We start from the raw sequence: 16,111 nt of genomic DNA on the forward strand, positions 1-16,111 counted from the left end.
GCAGACTTTACTGTCTGGACTGCGGGCGGTATCCTGGGAAAACTCGGCGCTGCGCCGCTTTATTGGATGTGACCCAGACCGCCGCGAAACCGCTCGGCCGCCCGCCGGGATGTCTTGCGCTCAACGAGCGCACGGGCATCGCCCACGCCGTGTGAGGCATGTGAAGCAGCGCGCGATCAAGTCAAATTTACCCATGGCAGCAAACATGTCGTGCGTATTGCCAGAGTTTTGAGTAATTTCTTTGCCAAGCCAGTGAGCAGGCCTGCAGGCGGCGCAGGCCAGTTCAACCCGCCTGCCAGGCATCACGCCAATTTTTCGGAAACCGACTTCAAGATGTTTTTCAGCATGTCAAAGTCGGCAGGCTTGGCCAGATGGTGGTCAAACCCTGCTTCGCGTGAAAGCTGCCGGTCCGTCTCCTGGCTGTAGCCGGTCAGTGCGATCAGCACCATTCCTTCGAGCGTGGCTTCCAGGCGAATCCGCCGGGCGACCCCGTAGCCGCTCAGGCCGGGTAGGCCGATGTCCAGCAGCACCGCGTCGGGGCGCCAGGCCAGCGCCGCCTCCACCGCGCTCAGGCCATCGTGCACCATGCGGACCTCATGGCCGGAAAATTCGAGCAGCATCCCCAGCGTCTGGGCCGCATCCACGTTGTCATCGACCACCAGGACCCGGCAGTGTTTTTCAAGCGGCCCCACCGGCGCGGCCACCAGCGGGCCCGGCGGCGGGACCCAGCTCAGCATGGACGGCAAACGCACGACAAACTCGCTGCCCTGTCCCTGAACGCTGTGCGCCGTCACGGTCCCGCCATGCAGTTCCACCAGCTGCTGCACCAGGCACAGGCCAATTCCCAGGCCGCCTTGCGAGCGGTCCAGCGAGCGCTCGGCCTGCGTGAACAAATCGAAAACGTGCGGCAGCAGGTCGGGCGCAATGCCGATGCCGGTATCGCGGACCCGCAGCACGGCATCCGGGCCGTCGTGCTGGACGCTCAGCTCGATGCAGCCGCCCTCGTCGGTGTACTTGGCGGCGTTCGTGAGAAGGTTGACCACCACCTGCTCAAGCCGGGCGGCATCGGCATGCAGCCAGACCGGTTGCGCCGGCAGCCGCACGCTGAGGTGGTGCCTGTGCTGCGTGATCAGGGGCTGGGCGGTTTCAACCGCCCGTTCCACGATGTCGCTCACGGCGACCTGCTCGCGGCGAAGCTGGACCCGGCCGGTGGTGATGCGCGAGACTTCCAGCAGGTCATCGACCAGGTGATTGAGCTGTCCGACCTGGCGCTCGATGATGGCGCAGGCCTGTCGTTGCATCGGGGTTTCGTTTTTCTGCAGGCGCAGCAGGCGCACGGCGCTGGAGATGGGCGCCAGCGGGTTGCGCAGTTCATGGCCGAGCATTGCCAGGAATTCGTCCTTTCGGCGGTCCAGCTCTGCCAGCGCCTTCGCCTGGGCCAGTGTCTGCAATTCGGACAGCCTGCGTTCGGTGATGTCGCTGAAGATGATGGCCACCTTCACGCTTTCCGGCCCGCCGATCCGGAACGCATTGAGTTCATGCACATGTCCCGGTATCAGGTTGCTGCGCTCAAACCTGAGCGGCATGCCGATTGTGCAAACCGCGTTGTAACTGGCAAACCATTCCTCGGGCTCGTCCGGCAGCATCTGGCGGATGGTTTTCCCGACCGCGCCGCTCATGCCCGATTGCGCGGTGAATGCGGGGTTGGCATCGACATAGCGAAAATCCAGCGGCTGGCCCGCCGCAACCGCGATTTTCTCGATGACGCAAAGCCCGTCGTCGATCGAGCTGAACAGATTGTGGTAGCGCTCTTCGGATTCCTGGAATTGGGTTTCGGCAATTTTTCGCTTGGTCAACAGGTCAAAACGCTCGACGGAATTTTGCAGCGTGCGGGTCACGCTTTCGGTGGTGGTCCAGCCCTTGCCGATGTAGTCCTGCGCGCCCGCGCGCAGCAGCCGGGCGCCATCGTCATGGTCCGCGCCATGCCAGCCGGTGACGACGACCACAGGGCAGGGCGGCAGGTCCGAACCGTTGCACAGGGCCGCCAGCACGTCATCGGCGTCCATGTCGGGCAGGTGAAAGTCGAGCAGGATGCAGTCAAACGGCATGCGGTCCGGCCGCGCCGCCTGCTGGTCGCGTACCGCCTGCAAACCGGTGCTGCCCAGTTCTGCTTCCGTGAACTCGAATCGCGCGTCCGAGCCGCGGAGCAGCATTTGCCGAAGGTCGGCACGGTCGTCGGGGCTGTCGTCGATGACCAGGACGCGGTAGGTGGTGCTCATGGTTTTTCCCGCAGGGGGCCGGAAGGCAAGAGTGCGCAGTTCAGCCAGTAGCTGAAGATGTCCTGCATGATTTTCAGGTGTGCCGGGTGGCTGACCGGCTTGGTATGGTAGGCGTTGGCATGCATCGCATAGCAAAAATCCACATCGCGCGGGTTGGCCGAGGTGCTCAGCACGACGGTCGGGATGGCGCGCAGCTGGCTGCTGGTCTTGATCAGCCGCAAGGCATCGCGGCCATCGTCGCCCGGCGTGTTCAGGTCGAGCAGCAACAGGGCTGGCAGGGGGCTGTGGCTTTGCACCGACGCCTGCAGCATGCCCAGGCATTCGCCGCCGCTGGTCGCGCGGTGCAGGCGGTGGGGAATTCCGGTGCGCCGCGCCGCCTCGACAACAGTTTCAAAATCTTCATCGTTGTCTTCGACCACCATGACAGACTGCGCCGCGCTCATCGCGCAGCCGTGCTCGCGGCAGGCAGGGTGAAGTAGAAGGTGCTGCCCATGCCGGGTGTCGAGTCCAGCCAGATGATGCCGCCATGCCGGCTGATCACCTTCTTGACCACGCTCAGTCCGGCACCCATGCCGCCGCCGTATTCATTGCGGCCATGCAGACGTTTGAACATGCGAAAGATCTGTTCGAAATGCCGCGTCTCGATGCCGATGCCGTCGTCACGCACAAAATACACGGTCTGGCCGCTGCTTTCCGTCGGCGCATCAAGGGGGCGCCCAGCCTCGCCAGGGGCCAGGTAACCAATGTCAATGCGCGGACGCTCCCGGCGCGTGTATTTCAGCGCATTGCTGATCAGGTTGCTGAAGATTTCGCGAACGCGCACCTCGTTGCAGCGCACCACTGGCAGCGGCCTGGCCAGCGCGATGGTGCAGCGGTTGTCAACGGAGCGCACGCCGACCATTTCCAGCGCATCGGCCACCACGCTGTTCAGGTCAACGTCTTCAAACTCCAGCCGGGTCCGGCCCATGCGCGAGAAATGCAGCAGCGATTCCAGCAGGCTGTCCATGCGCAGCGTCAGGCGCATCAGGCTTTCTGCCCGCTGCCGGTTCTCGGGGTCGAGCCCCTGGGTGCTTTCGACCATCTGGTGCGCATAGCGGTGGATGCCCCGCAGCGGCTCCTTCAGGTCATGCGAGGCCACATAGGCAAAGGCATCGAGTTCTTCGTTGCTCATGGTCAGGTCCACGTTGAGTTCGGCCAGCCGCTCGGTGCGCGCGACCACCAGTTCCATCACCAGCAGCCGCAAGCGCAGGGCAGACTCGATCTCCATGACGCTCCAGGGCAGCGCGCGCGCCTGCACCGACTCGACAAACAATTTGAATGAGCCGCGTGGCGTCAGGCGGGCGCCGTTGACCCCGGTGGCCACGATCTTGTCGTTCGGGTCGCCGGCCCAGTTGATGGTTTGCGCCGTCTCCGGCCGGAACCACAGGATCAGGTCCTGGCGCAATCGCGAGACCCGCACGGCCAGCACGCCGCTGGCCACGTCGGTGATGTCCGCGCCTGCCGGATAGTCCCGCAACAGCGAATCGGTCGCATAGACCGGCCGCTCGCCCACATCAAATTCGGCGCGCTGGTTCAGCCATTCGGCCAGCGCATCGAGCTGCGCGTTCGTTGGTGTGCGGCCCACGCACCACCACCGGCCCATGTGGAAAAGCGCCGCGCCATCGGCCTGCATCGCATCGAGCAGGGTCGGCTCGCTGTTGTAAAACCCCATCAGGTCGCCGTCTTGCGCGGCTTTGGTGATCAGTCGCTGGTGAACGGCGTCCACCTTGAGCCGGTAGGCCTGTTGCTCGATGGCGTCGGTGGATTTGAGCTGCAGCGACACCACCTGGGCGATCAACTCGCAAGCCGCCCGCATCTGGTAGGCAAAGCACGTCGGCTGGTACTGGTGGCCGACGATCAGGCCCCACAGTTCGCCATCGACCAGGATCGGCATGACCAGCGTTGCGGCCACGCCCATGTTGGCCAGGTATTCGGTGTACATCACCGAGGCGCCGCGCAGCGCGCAGTGCGTCATGTCCAGCGGTTGGCCGGTGTCGGGATTGGCCAGCGGCACCAGTTCCACCAGCGGACCGGCGGCGTCCTGGAGCGGACGGACCCAGAGTTTTTTGAAGATTTCACGGGCGGGTTGTGGAATGTCTGTGGCCGGGTAATGCAGGCCCAGCCAGGCCGGCAGGTCGTCGCGCTTGCTTTCGGCAAATATCTCGCCATGCTGGTCGGCATGAAAGCGGTACACCATGACCCGGTCCAGCCCGGTCATGCCGCGCACTTCCGTGGCCACGCGTTCGCAGAACCCGCGCAGGCCCGTAGCCGTCTGCAGGCGGCCAACGGCGGACTTGAGCAAGGAAAAATAGTCGCGCTCGGCTGGGCCTGCATGGCTGGCCTGTCGCCCGGTGGCCTCGAATTCCAGCACGACCACGCCGTCCGTGGTGTGAACGCAAACGTCAAGCGCCGCTTGGCCTTCGTGCGCCGCAAGCGTGAAGGCGTAAACCACGTTGCGTTCCAGCGATTCGCGCAGCAGCATGTTTTGCAGACCAGCCCGCCGCTCTGCCCCGATGACGCGGCTGACGCACTGGCCGAGCAGCGCGGCGAGGGGTTCCCCGAAAAACTGCTGCGTGTTGTCGCTGCCCTGCAAAATCGTCAGGTCGGCCAGGCGCAGCACCAGCAGGACGCCGTGGGCCTGGATGCAGCCAGGCGTCTGGACGGGCTCGCTGTCGCAGGTAGTCAGGGTGGTGCCGTGGCGCAGGATGCTGTACAAGCCGTTGGCCCAGGGCAGCGAGGCGGAATCAGGCGAAGCGTCGTTCATGGTGTGCCACCTCTGGGCGTCGGGTAAGGGGGAAACAGCCATTGGCCCAGGGTTTCAAACGTCTGGTTGGCACTGTCCAGAATGTCGTCCTGACGCACGCTTTCACCCGCGTTCGCCCTCAGCATGGCGCAAAAGGCCTTCCATTGGCCGCCGGTATCCGCGCCATAGCCGTCGAAAAACGCGGCACCCGTCAGCGGCGTCAGCCCCAGGTTGGCTTGCAGGCGCCGGGTGATGATCTGCCCGCCCAGCGTGGCGCCTTCGATCACATAGAGGCAGCCCAGAAGCTGCCCGGGGCTGGCCAGCGTTGGCAGGCGCTGGCAGCGGGCCAGACCCTCGATGGTGTCGGGCGTTTCGCCCAATGCGTGCAGGTCTTGCACCAGGCGCGGGGTTTTGTGCCGCTCGGCGTAGTCAAAACCCATTGAATTCCAATAGGGAAGTGCCAGCAATTGCCTTTCCAGCGGCGCGTAGTAGCCCCAGAACAACCGCAGGAACTGTAGATAGCTTGCCCGCGACATGCCTGCGTCGAGCAGGGGAAGCCGGGATTCGAGCGCTGCATGGCGCGAACCGGTGGCTTCTTTCAAGTGTTTCAAAATCATATTCGTGGGCCGAACCCGGGGGTTGTGTGGTGGCGCGGAAGTGCTGGCCATGCCCTTTCGCAACGTCTGTGACGCTGTCGGAAATCCGGGTCTGCTGAAGATGTTTTGTGGAGGCAACAATGCCGGCCGCCCAGTCCATGGCGGTGCGTGCAGTTTCGTTGCGATTGTCCAAAGGGGTTACCCCGCCTGTCAAAGCCCTTTGTTTCTGCTTCCGTTCAGCCCGTTGCCGATGGGAAGAGTGGTTTCTGAAGATGAAATTTGCTATTATTTAAATATCAATAAGTGCCCGTGAGTATTGCGCAGAAGCTTGTTTTGAAGCATTTTTCTGCCTGGCGGCTATTGCGCATGGCCCACGCCGCCGCGAAACCGCTCGGCCGCCTGGCGGATGACTTCGGCCAGCAGGCGTTCCTCGCCCTGGCGCTCACGCAGCCAGCGGGCGTCGTTGTCGTTGCGCTCGACGCTGCGGCGCAACAGGTCGATGGACGCGCTGGCGCCCACGCTGGCGGCATGGTGTTCGATGCGGTCCATGGTCATCAGGATGTGTTCGCGCAGCGGCATGTGCCCGCCCGTGGCCGGGTCCACATACACCGCATCGAGGCCGAAACGGCAGGCCTGGAAGCGGTTGTAGGTATAGACCAGGTAGTCGTCTTCGGCCGGCATGAAGGTCTCGTCGTTCATGAACCAGCTGCCCAGCGACTGCACGTAGCCGGCCAGCGCGGTGGCGCGCTCGATGGTCAGCGGCGTATCAAAAACGCGGATCTCAATCGTTCCGAACTCCGGCTTGGGCCGGATGTCCCAGTAGAAATCCTTCATGCTTTTCACCACGCCGGTATGCGCCATCTTGTTGAAGTACACCGTGAACTCGTCCCAGGTCAGCGCGAACGGCGCGCGGCCCGACAGCGGAAAGGCAAACACCGAGTTCAGCCGCGCCGAGTCAAACGCCGTGTCCTGGCCCTGCACATAGGGGCTGGACGCCGACAGCGCGATGAAGTGCGGAATGTAGCGCGACATGCGGTGCAGCGTCAGCAGCGCGGTGTCGGCGTCGGGGCAGCCGATGTGTACATGCTGGCCGAAGATGGTGAACTGCTTGGACAGGTAGCCATACAGCTCGGACAGCTCGCGAAAGCGCGGCTTGTCGTAGATGCGACGCTCGTGCCACTGCTGGAACGGGTGGGTGCCACCGCCGACCACGGCAATGTTGAGCTTGTCGGCGCACTTGACCAGCGCATCGCGGATCTGCGTCAGCTCGCCCAGCACCTCGGACGAGGTGTGGCACACGCCGGTCGAGACCTCGATCATGCTCGACGTCATCTCGGGCACCACCGCGCCGGGCAGCGGGATCTTGGTCATCAGCCGCAGCATGTCCTCGGCGTAGGGCGCCAGGTCGTAGTCGTGGGTGTTGACGAGCTGCATTTCCAGCTCCACGCCCAGCGACAGGGCGGCCGATTTTTCAAAGTGTTCAAGACTCATGGACGGGTCCGGTTGAAGCGCCGCGCACCACCGGCGACCAGGGTTTGGAACATTCGCCGGCGCGGTACAGCGCCACGGTGGCGAGCACGGCGCCGAGCATTTCCATCAGCAAAATCGCCGGCAGCGCGACCATGGCGACCTGGCCGCCGATGGGGCCGGACGCGGCGACGTACTGCGACACCAGCAGCAGCGCGACCGACGACATCGGCGACATGGCGCAGCCGACCCACAGGCCTTGCTTCCAGCTGGCGCCGCTGCCGGCATTGCCGAGCGACACGCCGGCCACCTTGGCGATCATGCGCACCACCACCAGGCCGATCACCAGGCCGGCGACCGGCCGGCTCCAGTCGGCCTGCGCGGCCACCACCGACACCAGCACGAACATCAGCATGGTCAGCATCGACGAGGCGGTGCCCATCTGCCGGGGCCAGGACCAGGGGCGTGGGTTGAGCTGCTTGAGCAGCATGCCGCCCAGCAGCGCCGCCAGCGGCGCCGAGCCGCCAAAGTTGGCCGCCAGCGCGGCGCAGGCGGCAATCACGGCAAGCAGCAGGATAGCGGTGTTTTCGCTGGTCGGGCTCATCACCCGCAAGGCCGCGCGCAGCACCAGCGCCAGCACCGCGCCGACCACCACCGACAGCCCCAGCACCACCAGCACCGGCATCAGCGTGTCCGACAGGCCGGCTTCGCCGCGCGGCAGCATACCGGCCCTGGCGCTGCACAGCGTCAGCGCGTACAGGCTGCTCAGCGTGGACAGCGCCAGCGCCCGCTCGGTGACCGGCCCGGCGGCCCGGGTGTCGATGGCCACGCGCGACAGCACCGCCGGCGATGCGGCCATGGCCACCAGCGCCAGCGACTCGGCCACCACGGACGGCATGCCGAGCAGGCTGAGCAGCCAGCGCACGCCAAAAAAGGTCAGTGCCGACTCGGCCACGCTTTGCACCAGCAGCATCGGGTTGTGGCGAAACCAGCGCAGCGAAATGCGCCCGCCGGCCTCGAACAGCACCACCGCCACACCCAGTTCAAGCAGGAACAGGCCGGTTCCCTGCAGCGGCCAGGCCGCGCCGGTGAAGCCGGCCAGGCCGGCAAAGGCGCCGACGGCCGAATAGCCGATGACCTTGGGCAGGCCGGTGTAGCGGTTGACCAGGTGGCCGGCGGCCGCCGCCAGCGCCAGCAGGATGGACCATTGCACGGTGGGCAGCCCGGCTGAAGGCTTGATCCATTCGGCCCAGATGGCCATGAGTTCATTCATAGGGTAGTGTCTCCACGCGAGGATTGGGGCTGGACTGCCCTGGAATGGCAGGCTGCCACGACGGCAGGCGCGACCTTGAACAGGCCTCAAACCGGTCAGGAAAACCGGTGTGCGCCAAGGGGGAAAAACAACAATGTTTCTTAAATTTACAGTCCTTGTCCGAGTCTTCCTGTAAGACAAGTGCGAAACGCCTATGTTAACGGGGGATGAAAAAGCTCAGGGGATGGCGGCGCCAGCGCGCCCAGATGGCCGACCGGATGCGGGAACGGTCGAGCTTGCTGACGTTGTGCGCCTGCAGCGCCAGCCGGAAGGCAAAGTAAAAACTCACGCCCAGGTTGAGCGCGCCAATCAGCGGAATCGACGCCACGCTCCACCAGAACGCCGCCTGCCGCAACGCCTCCAGCCCGAGCGACGCACCGGCGGCGGCCAGTTGCCCGGTCGAGAGCGTGACATGGCGCAATTCGAGTTCGAGGCCAAAGAAACCGGTGAAGGCCGGAATCAGGCCAAGCATGAAGCCCAGCGAAATATTCGAGGCAAAGCCGGAGATATGCTCGCGCATGAAAACCGACCAGCGCGCCGCGCGCTCGCTGCCCAGTACGGCGGTGAAGCGCGGGTTGTGCCGCATCGCCGAGTCCAGGTGGTGCAGCACGAAGCCGTTCTCGACCCAGCCGGCAATCATGCTCGAAGAAAACAGCACCACGCCGGTGAACGCCGCCCAGAGCAGCGTCGGGCCGAGCAGCGTGAGCGACTCCAGCACATGCCGGGCGCTGTCCGCGCCGATCATCGGGCGGCCCAGCGCCAGTTCAATGGCCGCATTGACCAGCAGCACCGCCGGCACCACCATGAAGACGTTGCCAAACACGGCCGCCACCTGCGAGCGCACCAGGTGCGTGACCTCGTCGACGAAGTCTTCCAGTGTCGCGGTCGATTCGTCCGAATCGATGTTCTTGAGCTTGGCGGCCATGGCCGGTGCGGTCATGGCCGGCTGCTTGGTGGCCAGTGTGAAATGCAGCAACTGGATCAGGATGAACGAGCCCGCATAGGCCACGCCCGACCAGAAGCCGCTCCAGAACGCCGACAGGCCGATGCCCACGACCATGAATTTCAGCAGCGTCGTCAGCGCGGTGATGGCGCCGCCGCCCATCGCCTTGCCGAGCATTTCCTTGTAGTCGGCGCGGTTGCGGGTGATGTAGTGCTCGCCGGTCTCGGCGCTGCGCTCGGCCATCTTGGCCGACAGCAGGGTCGAATTGGCGCTGATCAAGGCGCCGATGCTCTTGCTTTCCTGCGCGATGGTGACGCGGCGCGCCAGCAGCTTGAGCGCGGCCATCGCCGGTTTGGGCGACAGCAGGGCTTCGAGCAGTTCGCGCTGGCGCAGCATGCGGGCGCGCAGCTGGCGCAGGCGGAACACCATGCCCAGGGAAATGCCGTTTTCTTCCAGATGCGCATAGATGCTGTTGACAGCCTGCCGGCAGGCGTCCAGCCGCCCACGGTACTGCCTGACGGCGTGCTGCAGCGCCGCCTCGTCGGGCACGGGCTGGAAAAACGCGGTTCGCAGCTCCTGGACGTCGGCCGGCAGGGCGTGAAAGGCGCGCGCATGCGGGCTGGCCCGGTTCATGCGCAGCCGCAACTCCGGCGCAAAACCGGTGGCGCGGATTTGCGCCGTGCAGTAGGTCAGGGCGTCCATCAGGCTGTAGTGCCAGTCCTGCGTGTCGCGCGCCGGGTCGGCCGACAGCAGCGCGGTGAGCTGGTCGACCTGCGACTCTTCGAGGGCGCTCATCCACTGCACGTCGAAGCGCGCGGTCGCCACCAGGGGAAAGAGCTCGGAGGCATCAAGGGTTTCCGGGGTGCCGGGCAGCAGCTTGCGGCGCAGGCGCTCGGCGAGTTCGCTGACAAAGGCGGTGCGCGGCGCAAAACCGAAATCGGCCAGCAGTGGCGTGATGTCCACCGTGCGGGTCAGGGTGGCCCACCAGGCCTGCAGGCGGGCGCGCAGTTCCGGCTGGCGCTGCACCGCGTCGATGAAGGCCTGCACCCGCGCCACGGCGGCCTGGACCGAGGTCCGGTCGCCGCGAATCCATTCGAACAGCCGGATCAGCCAGACGTGCCGGTCCGCCAGTCCGGCGCCCGGGTCCAGCGTCCCCAGCAGCCGGGCCAGGTCCTTCATTGCAGTCCCTGCTGCCATCCGGTCAATGCAGGACGCGCCCGGCAGGGCCGTCGCCGTCGGTGGCTTCCAGCACAAACAGGGAAACCGCCGCTTCGAAGCGCTCGCCGTCATCGGCCACGCAGAAATAGCTGCCGTGCATGGTGCCGCTGGCGGTGCGCAGGCGCGAGCCGCTGGTGTACTGGAAGGATTCGCCGGGCTTGAGCAGCGGCTGCTGGCCGACCACGCCCAGGCCCTTGACCTCTTCGGTATGGCCCTTGGCATCGCTGATGATCCAGTGCCGCGAGATCAGCTGGGCCGCCACCTCGCCGGTATTGGTCACGGTCACGGTGTAGGAAAAGCCATAAATTCCCTGTTCCGGTGCTGACTGTTCAGGCAGGTAGCGGGGGGAGACTTCGCAGGAAAATTGGTATTTGGGCATGGCAGGGGCGGCAGGAAAATCGGTTGGCCGTGATGTTAACCGCCCCGGGCTGAAGCTGTCAGGCCGCCGGCCTTGCCCCCGGGGTGCCGCGCCTGCTTGCTGCGACAATCCTGCGCATGCCCAACACCACGCCCACTTACCGCATCGCCCCGTCCCTGTTGTCCGCCGACTTTGCCCGCCTGGGCGACGAGCTCAAAGCCGTCATCGCCGGCGGCGCCGACTGGATTCACTTCGACGTGATGGACAACCATTACGTGCCCAACCTGACCTTCGGGCCGATGGTCTGCCAGGCGCTCAAGCCCCATTGCGTGCGCGCCGATGGCTCGGCCGTGCCGATTGATGTACACCTGATGGTGCAGCCGGTGGACGCCCTGGCCGCCGCGTTTGCCGATGCCGGCGCGGACCTGATCAGCTTTCACCCCGAAGCGTCCGGCCATGTGCATCGCAGCGTGCAGGCGATCAAGGCCAAGGGCTGCAAGGCCGGCCTGGTGTTCAACCCGGCCACGCCGCTGGACGTGCTTGACTGGACCATCGACGACATCGACCTGATTTTGATCATGAGCGTGAACCCCGGCTTTGGCGGGCAGAGCTTCATCGACTCGGCGCTGCGCAAGGTCGAGCAGGCGCGCAAGCGCATCGAGGCGTCGGGCCGCGACATCCGGCTGGAAGTCGATGGCGGCATCAAGATCGACAACATCCGCCGCGTGGCCGATGCCGGCGCCGACACCTTCGTGGCCGGCAGCGCCATCTTCGGCAAGCCGGACTACCGGGCGGTGATGGACGCGATGCGGGCGGCGCTCAAGGACTGAATCATTTTTCGTTCAGCCTCCGGGCAAAATGCGGCTCTCATTTCAGAACCCAATTTTTCATGATGAATCCTGTCGAACTGCATTCCGGCCACATTGATGCGGCCATTGTCGATCTGGACGGCACGCTGGTCGACACCCTGGGCGACTTCGTGGTGGCGCTTCGCTTGATGCTGGCCGACGTGCTGCCGCAGGAGCCGGCCGGCGAAACGCTCGATGCCGCCGCCGTGGGCCGCATGGTCGGCCAGGGCTCCGAGCATCTCGTCAAATCAGTGCTGAATCATGTGTTTGCGCAATCAGGACGGGCAGATGCAGCTATTGATTCAGTAGCGGCTTATGACCGCGCCCAGGCCAGCTACCAGCGCCATTACGCGGCCATCAACGGCCAGCATTCAACGCTTTATCCGGGGGTGCTCGAAGGACTGGACCACCTGCGCAACAGCGGTCTGCCACTCGTCTGCCTGACCAACAAGCCGCTGGCCTTTGCCCGTTCCCTGCTCAGTCTCAAAAAGCTGGACGGATTTTTTTGCGAAGTCTTTGGCGGCGATTCATTCGAGCGCAAGAAGCCCGACCCGCTGCCGCTGCGCAAGGCCTGCGAGTTCCTGGGAACCTTGCCGGCGCGCACCTTGATGATTGGCGACTCCAGCAACGACGCCCGGGCGGCGCGGGCGGCGGGTTGCCCGGTGCTGCTGGTGACCTACGGCTACAACCATGGCGAGCCGGTGCGGCTGGTGGATGCCGACGGGTTTGTCGATTCGCTGGCGGAACTGGCGCAGCACTGACCGCGCCTGGGTTCGCGCTCGGCTAAGCGCGCGCTGTGTCAGCCGGCTTTGCCCAGCAACTCGTCCTTGAGTTTCCAGTCGGCCGGATTGGGACCCAGCCAGATGCGCATCAGGGCATTGAAAAATTCAATTTCCTTGAACGGCTCTCCCTGGACCTTGCCCTTGACCGTGACAACGGTGCCAGAGCCTGGAATCCAGTCGTTGGTGATGATGTCGCCGGGCGCCAGCTTTTTCTGGTCGGAAAACACCTGGCCCATGCGGATCAGGCCGGGCACCAGCTTGGACATTTCCGTCTTCGGTGCGTTCTCTTGGAATCCTTTGGTGAATGCCTTGCCGAGTTCGTTGGAATCGACCTCGCGCAGCATGGTCAGGCTCATCCTTTTGGGGCCTGTCGCCGCAAAAAACTCCTCTGGCGTGGCGACCTTCTGGCCTACGTAAAGCGCGGCCACATATACCTTGAAAACCGCTTTGTAGCGCACGCCCGCGCCATTGAGCTGCAGCTTTGCTCCTGCAACGTCAACGGTATCTTGAAGCTTGACACCTGCCACATCCACAGTAGCCGCTAGCACCCCGGCCGACAGCAGCAGACCTGTCAGACCCACTAGGCATTGTTTTGCAAAATACATTGGTAACCCCCGATAGTTAAAAAAAGGACAGTCGTGCTTTTATATGCCTATTGTTGAGCGTGCGGCCAAGCCTGCGCAAGGAGGGTTTTCGCTAGCTTTCGCCGGCGCGGCAGCGTTGAAGCGTGACTTTTTTCATGAATGGCCGGTATGGGCATGGCTGGCCCATACCGCTTTGCTACACTTTCGCCACTATGTCGATTCAACGCATCGTTCAAACAGCTTGTGCAGGCCGGGGAGCCTGGCTTTGGCGTCCCTGATCCTGCCTGGCGCGCCTGAGGGTTCGCAGTTCCGGCCTGGTCCGGCGCCTGCCCCGTCACTGGCCCGCTTCACGCCGAACTGATGCGCCCCTGCAGCACGCAGGCGCATCGCCACCCCGGACTTCGGGGCATTTTTGAATAAAGAAGGGTTGCGTTTTACTTGCGCATCGGCCCTTCGGTGAAGGACCCAGTGATGACCGAACTCGAATTCAAAAGCCTTGCAGCGCAAGGCTACAACCGCATTCCGCTGATGCTGGAGGCCTTTGCCGACCTGGAAACCCCGCTGTCGCTCTACCTCAAGCTGGCCCATGCGAAGGACGGCGGCAAGTACAGTTTCCTGCTCGAATCGGTGGTTGGCGGCGAACGCTTTGGCCGCTACAGCTTCATCGGCCTGCCAGCGCGCACGCTGCTGCGCTCGTCGGGCTTTGGCGCAGACGTGCAGACCGAGGTCGTGACCGATGGCCAGGTCGTCGAAACCTCAACAGTCAACCCGCTGGACTTCATCAGCGACTACCAAAAGCGCTTCAAGGTCGCGCTGCGGCCCGGACTGCCGCGCTTTTGCGGCGGGCTGGCGGGTTATTTCGGCTACGACGCGGTGCGCTACATCGAGAAAAAGCTCGAAAAATCCTGCCCGCCCGACACGCTGGGCTGCCCCGACATTTTGCTGCTGCAGTGCGAAGAACTGGCGGTGATCGACAACCTCTCGGGCAAGCTCTACCTGATCGTCTATGCCGACCCGGCCCGGCCCGAAGCCTATGCCAATGCCAAGAAGCGCCTGCGCGAACTGAAAGAGCAGCTCAAGTATTCGGTCAGCGCGCCCATCGTCAAGCCGACGCAAGGCTACCCGGCCGAACGCGAGTTCGCCAAGGCCGACTACATCGCCGCCGTCGAGCGCGCCAAGAAGCTGATCGAGGGCGGCGACTTCATGCAGGTGCAGGTCGGCCAGCGCATCAGGAAGCGCTACACCGAGTCGCCGCTCAGCCTGTACCGGGCGCTGCGCTCGCTGAACCCGTCACCCTACATGTATTACTACCATTTCGGCGATTTCCATGTGGTCGGCGCTTCGCCCGAGATTCTGGTGCGCCAGGAGCAGGTGGAAGCGGGGCAAAAAATCACCATCCGCCCGCTGGCCGGCACCCGGCCGCGCGCCTCGTCGCTGGAAGCCGACAAGGCCGCCGAGATTGAGCTCATCAACGACCCCAAGGAGCGCGCCGAGCACGTCATGCTGATCGACCTGGCGCGCAACGACATCGGCCGCATTGCCAAGACCGGCACGGTGAAGGTGACCGAGGCCTTCGCCGTCGAACGCTACAGCCACGTGATGCACATCGTCAGCAATGTCGAAGGCATCCTGAACGACGGCATGACCAGCATGGATGTGCTCAGGGCGACCTTTCCGGCCGGCACGCTGACCGGCGCGCCGAAAGTGCATGCGATGGAGCTGATCGACCAGCTGGAGCCGACCAAGCGCGGCCTGTACGGCGGCGCCTGCGGTTACCTGAGCTATGCCGGCGACATGGACGTGGCGATTGCGATCCGCACCGGCATCATCAAGGACGGCACGCTGTATGTGCAGGCCGCCGCGGGCGTGGTGGCCGACTCGGTGCCCGAGCTGGAATGGAAAGAAACCGAAGCCAAGGCGCGCGCGCTGCTGCGCGCCAGCGAGCTGGTCGAGGAAGGGCTGGAGTAAGCCATGACACTGATTCACCCCGTTGAAAACTGCCGCACCATGGCCGACGTGCGCCGCCACATCGACGCGCTCGACGAGCGCATCGTGGCGCTGATCGCCGAGCGCAGCGGCTACGTCGCGCAGGCCGCGCGCATCAAGCAAGACGCCAGCCAGGTCCATGACCAGGCGCGCATCGACTTTATCGTCGAGCGGGTCAAGGCCATGGCCACAGAACAGGGCGCGCCCGAAGCCGTGATCGAGGCCGCCTACCGCGCCATGATTGACGCATTCATCGAATTTGAACGCGGCGAATTCAAGCGCCTGCGTCCGCAACTGTCACAGGAAGGCTGAGCCATGGCACGCATGAAACTCTTGATGATCGACAACTACGACAGCTTCACCTACAACATCGTCCAGTATTTTGGCGAGCTGGGCGCCGAGGTTGACGTGTTCCGCAACGACGAGATCACGGTGGCCGGGATTGCCGCCAAGCTCGACGCGGGGCAGCTCGACCGCCTGGTGGTGTCGCCCGGCCCGTGCTCGCCGGCCGAGGCCGGGATTTCGGTCGCGGCGATCCAGCACTTTGCCGGCAAGCTGCCGATCCTGGGCGTCTGCCTGGGGCACCAGGCCATCGGCGCGGCCTTTGGCGGCAAGATCATCCGGGCGCAGGAATTGATGCACGGCAAGACCAGCGTCATCACGACCACGCAGCAGGGCGTGTTCGCCGGCCTGCCGGAACAGTTCACCGTGAACCGCTACCACTCGCTGGCGATTGAAAAATCGACGTGCCCCGACGTGCTTGAAGTCACCGCCTGGACCGACGACGGCGAAATCATGGGCGTGCGGCACAAGACGCTGCCGATCCAGGGCGTGCAGTTCCACCCCGAATCCATCCTGACCGAGCATGGCCATGCGATGCTGAAAAACTTCCTGGAACAGCAGGCATGAGAGTCGCTATTTATTTAATAGCTGCTTATGCCCGCGCAGTATGCGTA

14 protein-coding genes are annotated in these 16,111 nt (G+C 64.4%); 5 read left to right on the forward strand and 9 right to left on the reverse strand.

Annotation, left to right across the window (positions count from 1 at the left end):
- Positions 1-302: 302 nt before the first annotated feature.
- The 8 genes from EC86_RS27165 to apaG all read right to left on the reverse strand — a co-directional run bounded on the left by EC86_RS27165 (position 303) and on the right by apaG (position 10,976).
- Positions 303-2,279, reverse strand: coding sequence for a response regulator (locus tag EC86_RS27165; RefSeq protein ID WP_051676061.1), 1,977 nt, complete (start codon positions 2,277-2,279; stop codon positions 303-305).
- Entirely contained in the window at positions 2,276-2,722 is a 447-nt protein-coding gene (locus EC86_RS0118505; protein WP_029527344.1) for a response regulator, read from the reverse strand. Before EC86_RS0118505 ends, EC86_RS27165 begins: the two co-directional genes overlap by 4 nt.
- Positions 2,719-5,082 (reverse strand): ATP-binding protein, encoded by a 2,364-nt coding sequence (locus tag EC86_RS0118510; RefSeq protein ID WP_051676062.1) that lies wholly within the window; start codon positions 5,080-5,082, stop codon positions 2,719-2,721. The genes EC86_RS0118505 and EC86_RS0118510 overlap by 4 nt, the downstream gene beginning before the upstream one ends.
- Positions 5,079-5,672 carry a biliverdin-producing heme oxygenase gene (locus EC86_RS0118515; protein ID WP_198026820.1) on the reverse strand — a complete coding sequence of 198 codons (594 nt, stop codon included), beginning with the start codon at positions 5,670-5,672 and terminating at the stop codon, positions 5,079-5,081. The genes EC86_RS0118510 and EC86_RS0118515 overlap by 4 nt, the downstream gene beginning before the upstream one ends.
- 342 nt (positions 5,673-6,014) lie before the next feature.
- Positions 6,015-7,148, reverse strand: a complete 1,134-nt coding sequence (locus EC86_RS0118520) for a YbdK family carboxylate-amine ligase (protein WP_029527347.1) — start codon at positions 7,146-7,148, stop codon at positions 6,015-6,017.
- A complete protein-coding gene (locus EC86_RS0118525; protein WP_029527348.1) occupies positions 7,138-8,397 on the reverse strand; it encodes a cation:proton antiporter domain-containing protein in 1,260 nt (419 codons plus the stop codon). Before EC86_RS0118525 ends, EC86_RS0118520 begins: the two co-directional genes overlap by 11 nt.
- A 196-nt stretch (positions 8,398-8,593) precedes the next feature.
- The gene (locus EC86_RS0118530) at positions 8,594-10,558 is read right to left on the reverse strand and encodes a site-specific recombinase (RefSeq protein WP_198026821.1); all 1,965 of its coding nucleotides are present in this window, start codon (positions 10,556-10,558) and stop codon (positions 8,594-8,596) included.
- Between the two features lie 22 nt (positions 10,559-10,580).
- Positions 10,581-10,976, reverse strand: coding sequence for a Co2+/Mg2+ efflux protein ApaG (gene apaG, locus EC86_RS0118535; RefSeq protein WP_029527350.1), 396 nt, complete (start codon positions 10,974-10,976; stop codon positions 10,581-10,583).
- Positions 10,977-11,092: 116 nt separating this feature from the next.
- Here apaG and rpe point away from each other — a divergent pair, with 116 nt between their 5' ends.
- Both rpe and gph read left to right on the forward strand, forming a co-directional pair.
- The gene (rpe, locus tag EC86_RS0118540; RefSeq protein WP_029527351.1) at positions 11,093-11,785 is read left to right on the forward strand and encodes a ribulose-phosphate 3-epimerase; all 693 of its coding nucleotides are present in this window, start codon (positions 11,093-11,095) and stop codon (positions 11,783-11,785) included.
- A gap of 62 nt (positions 11,786-11,847) precedes the next feature.
- A complete protein-coding gene (gene gph, locus EC86_RS0118545; protein WP_029527352.1) occupies positions 11,848-12,564 on the forward strand; it encodes a phosphoglycolate phosphatase in 717 nt (238 codons plus the stop codon).
- A 38-nt stretch (positions 12,565-12,602) separates the two neighbouring features.
- On the opposite strand, the gene EC86_RS0118550 is transcribed toward gph, so the two are convergent.
- A complete protein-coding gene (locus tag EC86_RS0118550) occupies positions 12,603-13,190 on the reverse strand; it encodes a chalcone isomerase family protein (protein WP_029527354.1) in 588 nt (195 codons plus the stop codon).
- 447 nt (positions 13,191-13,637) lie between these two features.
- Here EC86_RS0118550 and trpE point away from each other — a divergent pair, with 447 nt between their 5' ends.
- The 3 genes from trpE to EC86_RS0118565 are packed head-to-tail and all read left to right on the forward strand — an operon-like array spanning position 13,638 to position 16,064.
- Positions 13,638-15,137, forward strand: a complete 1,500-nt coding sequence (gene trpE, locus EC86_RS0118555) for an anthranilate synthase component I (RefSeq protein ID WP_029527355.1) — start codon at positions 13,638-13,640, stop codon at positions 15,135-15,137.
- Between the two features lie 3 nt (positions 15,138-15,140).
- Positions 15,141-15,467, forward strand: coding sequence for a chorismate mutase (locus EC86_RS0118560; RefSeq protein WP_029527357.1), 327 nt, complete (start codon positions 15,141-15,143; stop codon positions 15,465-15,467).
- A gap of 12 nt (positions 15,468-15,479) precedes the next feature.
- Positions 15,480-16,064 (forward strand): aminodeoxychorismate/anthranilate synthase component II, encoded by a 585-nt coding sequence (locus tag EC86_RS0118565; RefSeq protein WP_029527358.1) that lies wholly within the window; start codon positions 15,480-15,482, stop codon positions 16,062-16,064.
- Positions 16,065-16,111 lie beyond the last annotated feature (47 nt).

It is taken from the genome of Polaromonas glacialis (genome assembly GCF_000709345.1).
Taxonomy (GTDB): domain Bacteria; phylum Pseudomonadota; class Gammaproteobacteria; order Burkholderiales; family Burkholderiaceae_C; genus Polaromonas; species Polaromonas glacialis.

Bases quoted from the DNA above. Each gene is read 5' to 3' on its own strand.
- EC86_RS27165 (WP_051676061.1), bottom strand. From the start codon at position 2,279: ATGAGCACCACCTACCGCGTCCTGGTCATCGACGACAGCCCCGACGAC.
- EC86_RS0118505 (WP_029527344.1), bottom strand. From the start codon at position 2,722: ATGAGCGCGGCGCAGTCTGTCATGGTGGTCGAAGACAACGATGAAGAT.
- EC86_RS0118510 (WP_051676062.1), bottom strand. From the start codon at position 5,082: ATGAACGACGCTTCGCCTGATTCCGCCTCGCTGCCCTGGGCCAACGGC.
- EC86_RS0118520 (WP_029527347.1), bottom strand. From the start codon at position 7,148: ATGAGTCTTGAACACTTTGAAAAATCGGCCGCCCTGTCGCTGGGCGTG.
- EC86_RS0118525 (WP_029527348.1), bottom strand. From the start codon at position 8,397: ATGAATGAACTCATGGCCATCTGGGCCGAATGGATCAAGCCTTCAGCC.
- EC86_RS0118530 (WP_198026821.1), bottom strand. From the start codon at position 10,558: ATGAAGGACCTGGCCCGGCTGCTGGGGACGCTGGACCCGGGCGCCGGA.
- apaG (WP_029527350.1), bottom strand. From the start codon at position 10,976: ATGCCCAAATACCAATTTTCCTGCGAAGTCTCCCCCCGCTACCTGCCT.
- rpe (WP_029527351.1), top strand. From the start codon at position 11,093: ATGCCCAACACCACGCCCACTTACCGCATCGCCCCGTCCCTGTTGTCC.
- gph (WP_029527352.1), top strand. From the start codon at position 11,848: ATGAATCCTGTCGAACTGCATTCCGGCCACATTGATGCGGCCATTGTC.
- EC86_RS0118550 (WP_029527354.1), bottom strand. From the start codon at position 13,190: ATGTATTTTGCAAAACAATGCCTAGTGGGTCTGACAGGTCTGCTGCTG.
- EC86_RS0118560 (WP_029527357.1), top strand. From the start codon at position 15,141: ATGACACTGATTCACCCCGTTGAAAACTGCCGCACCATGGCCGACGTG.
- EC86_RS0118565 (WP_029527358.1), top strand. From the start codon at position 15,480: ATGAAACTCTTGATGATCGACAACTACGACAGCTTCACCTACAACATC.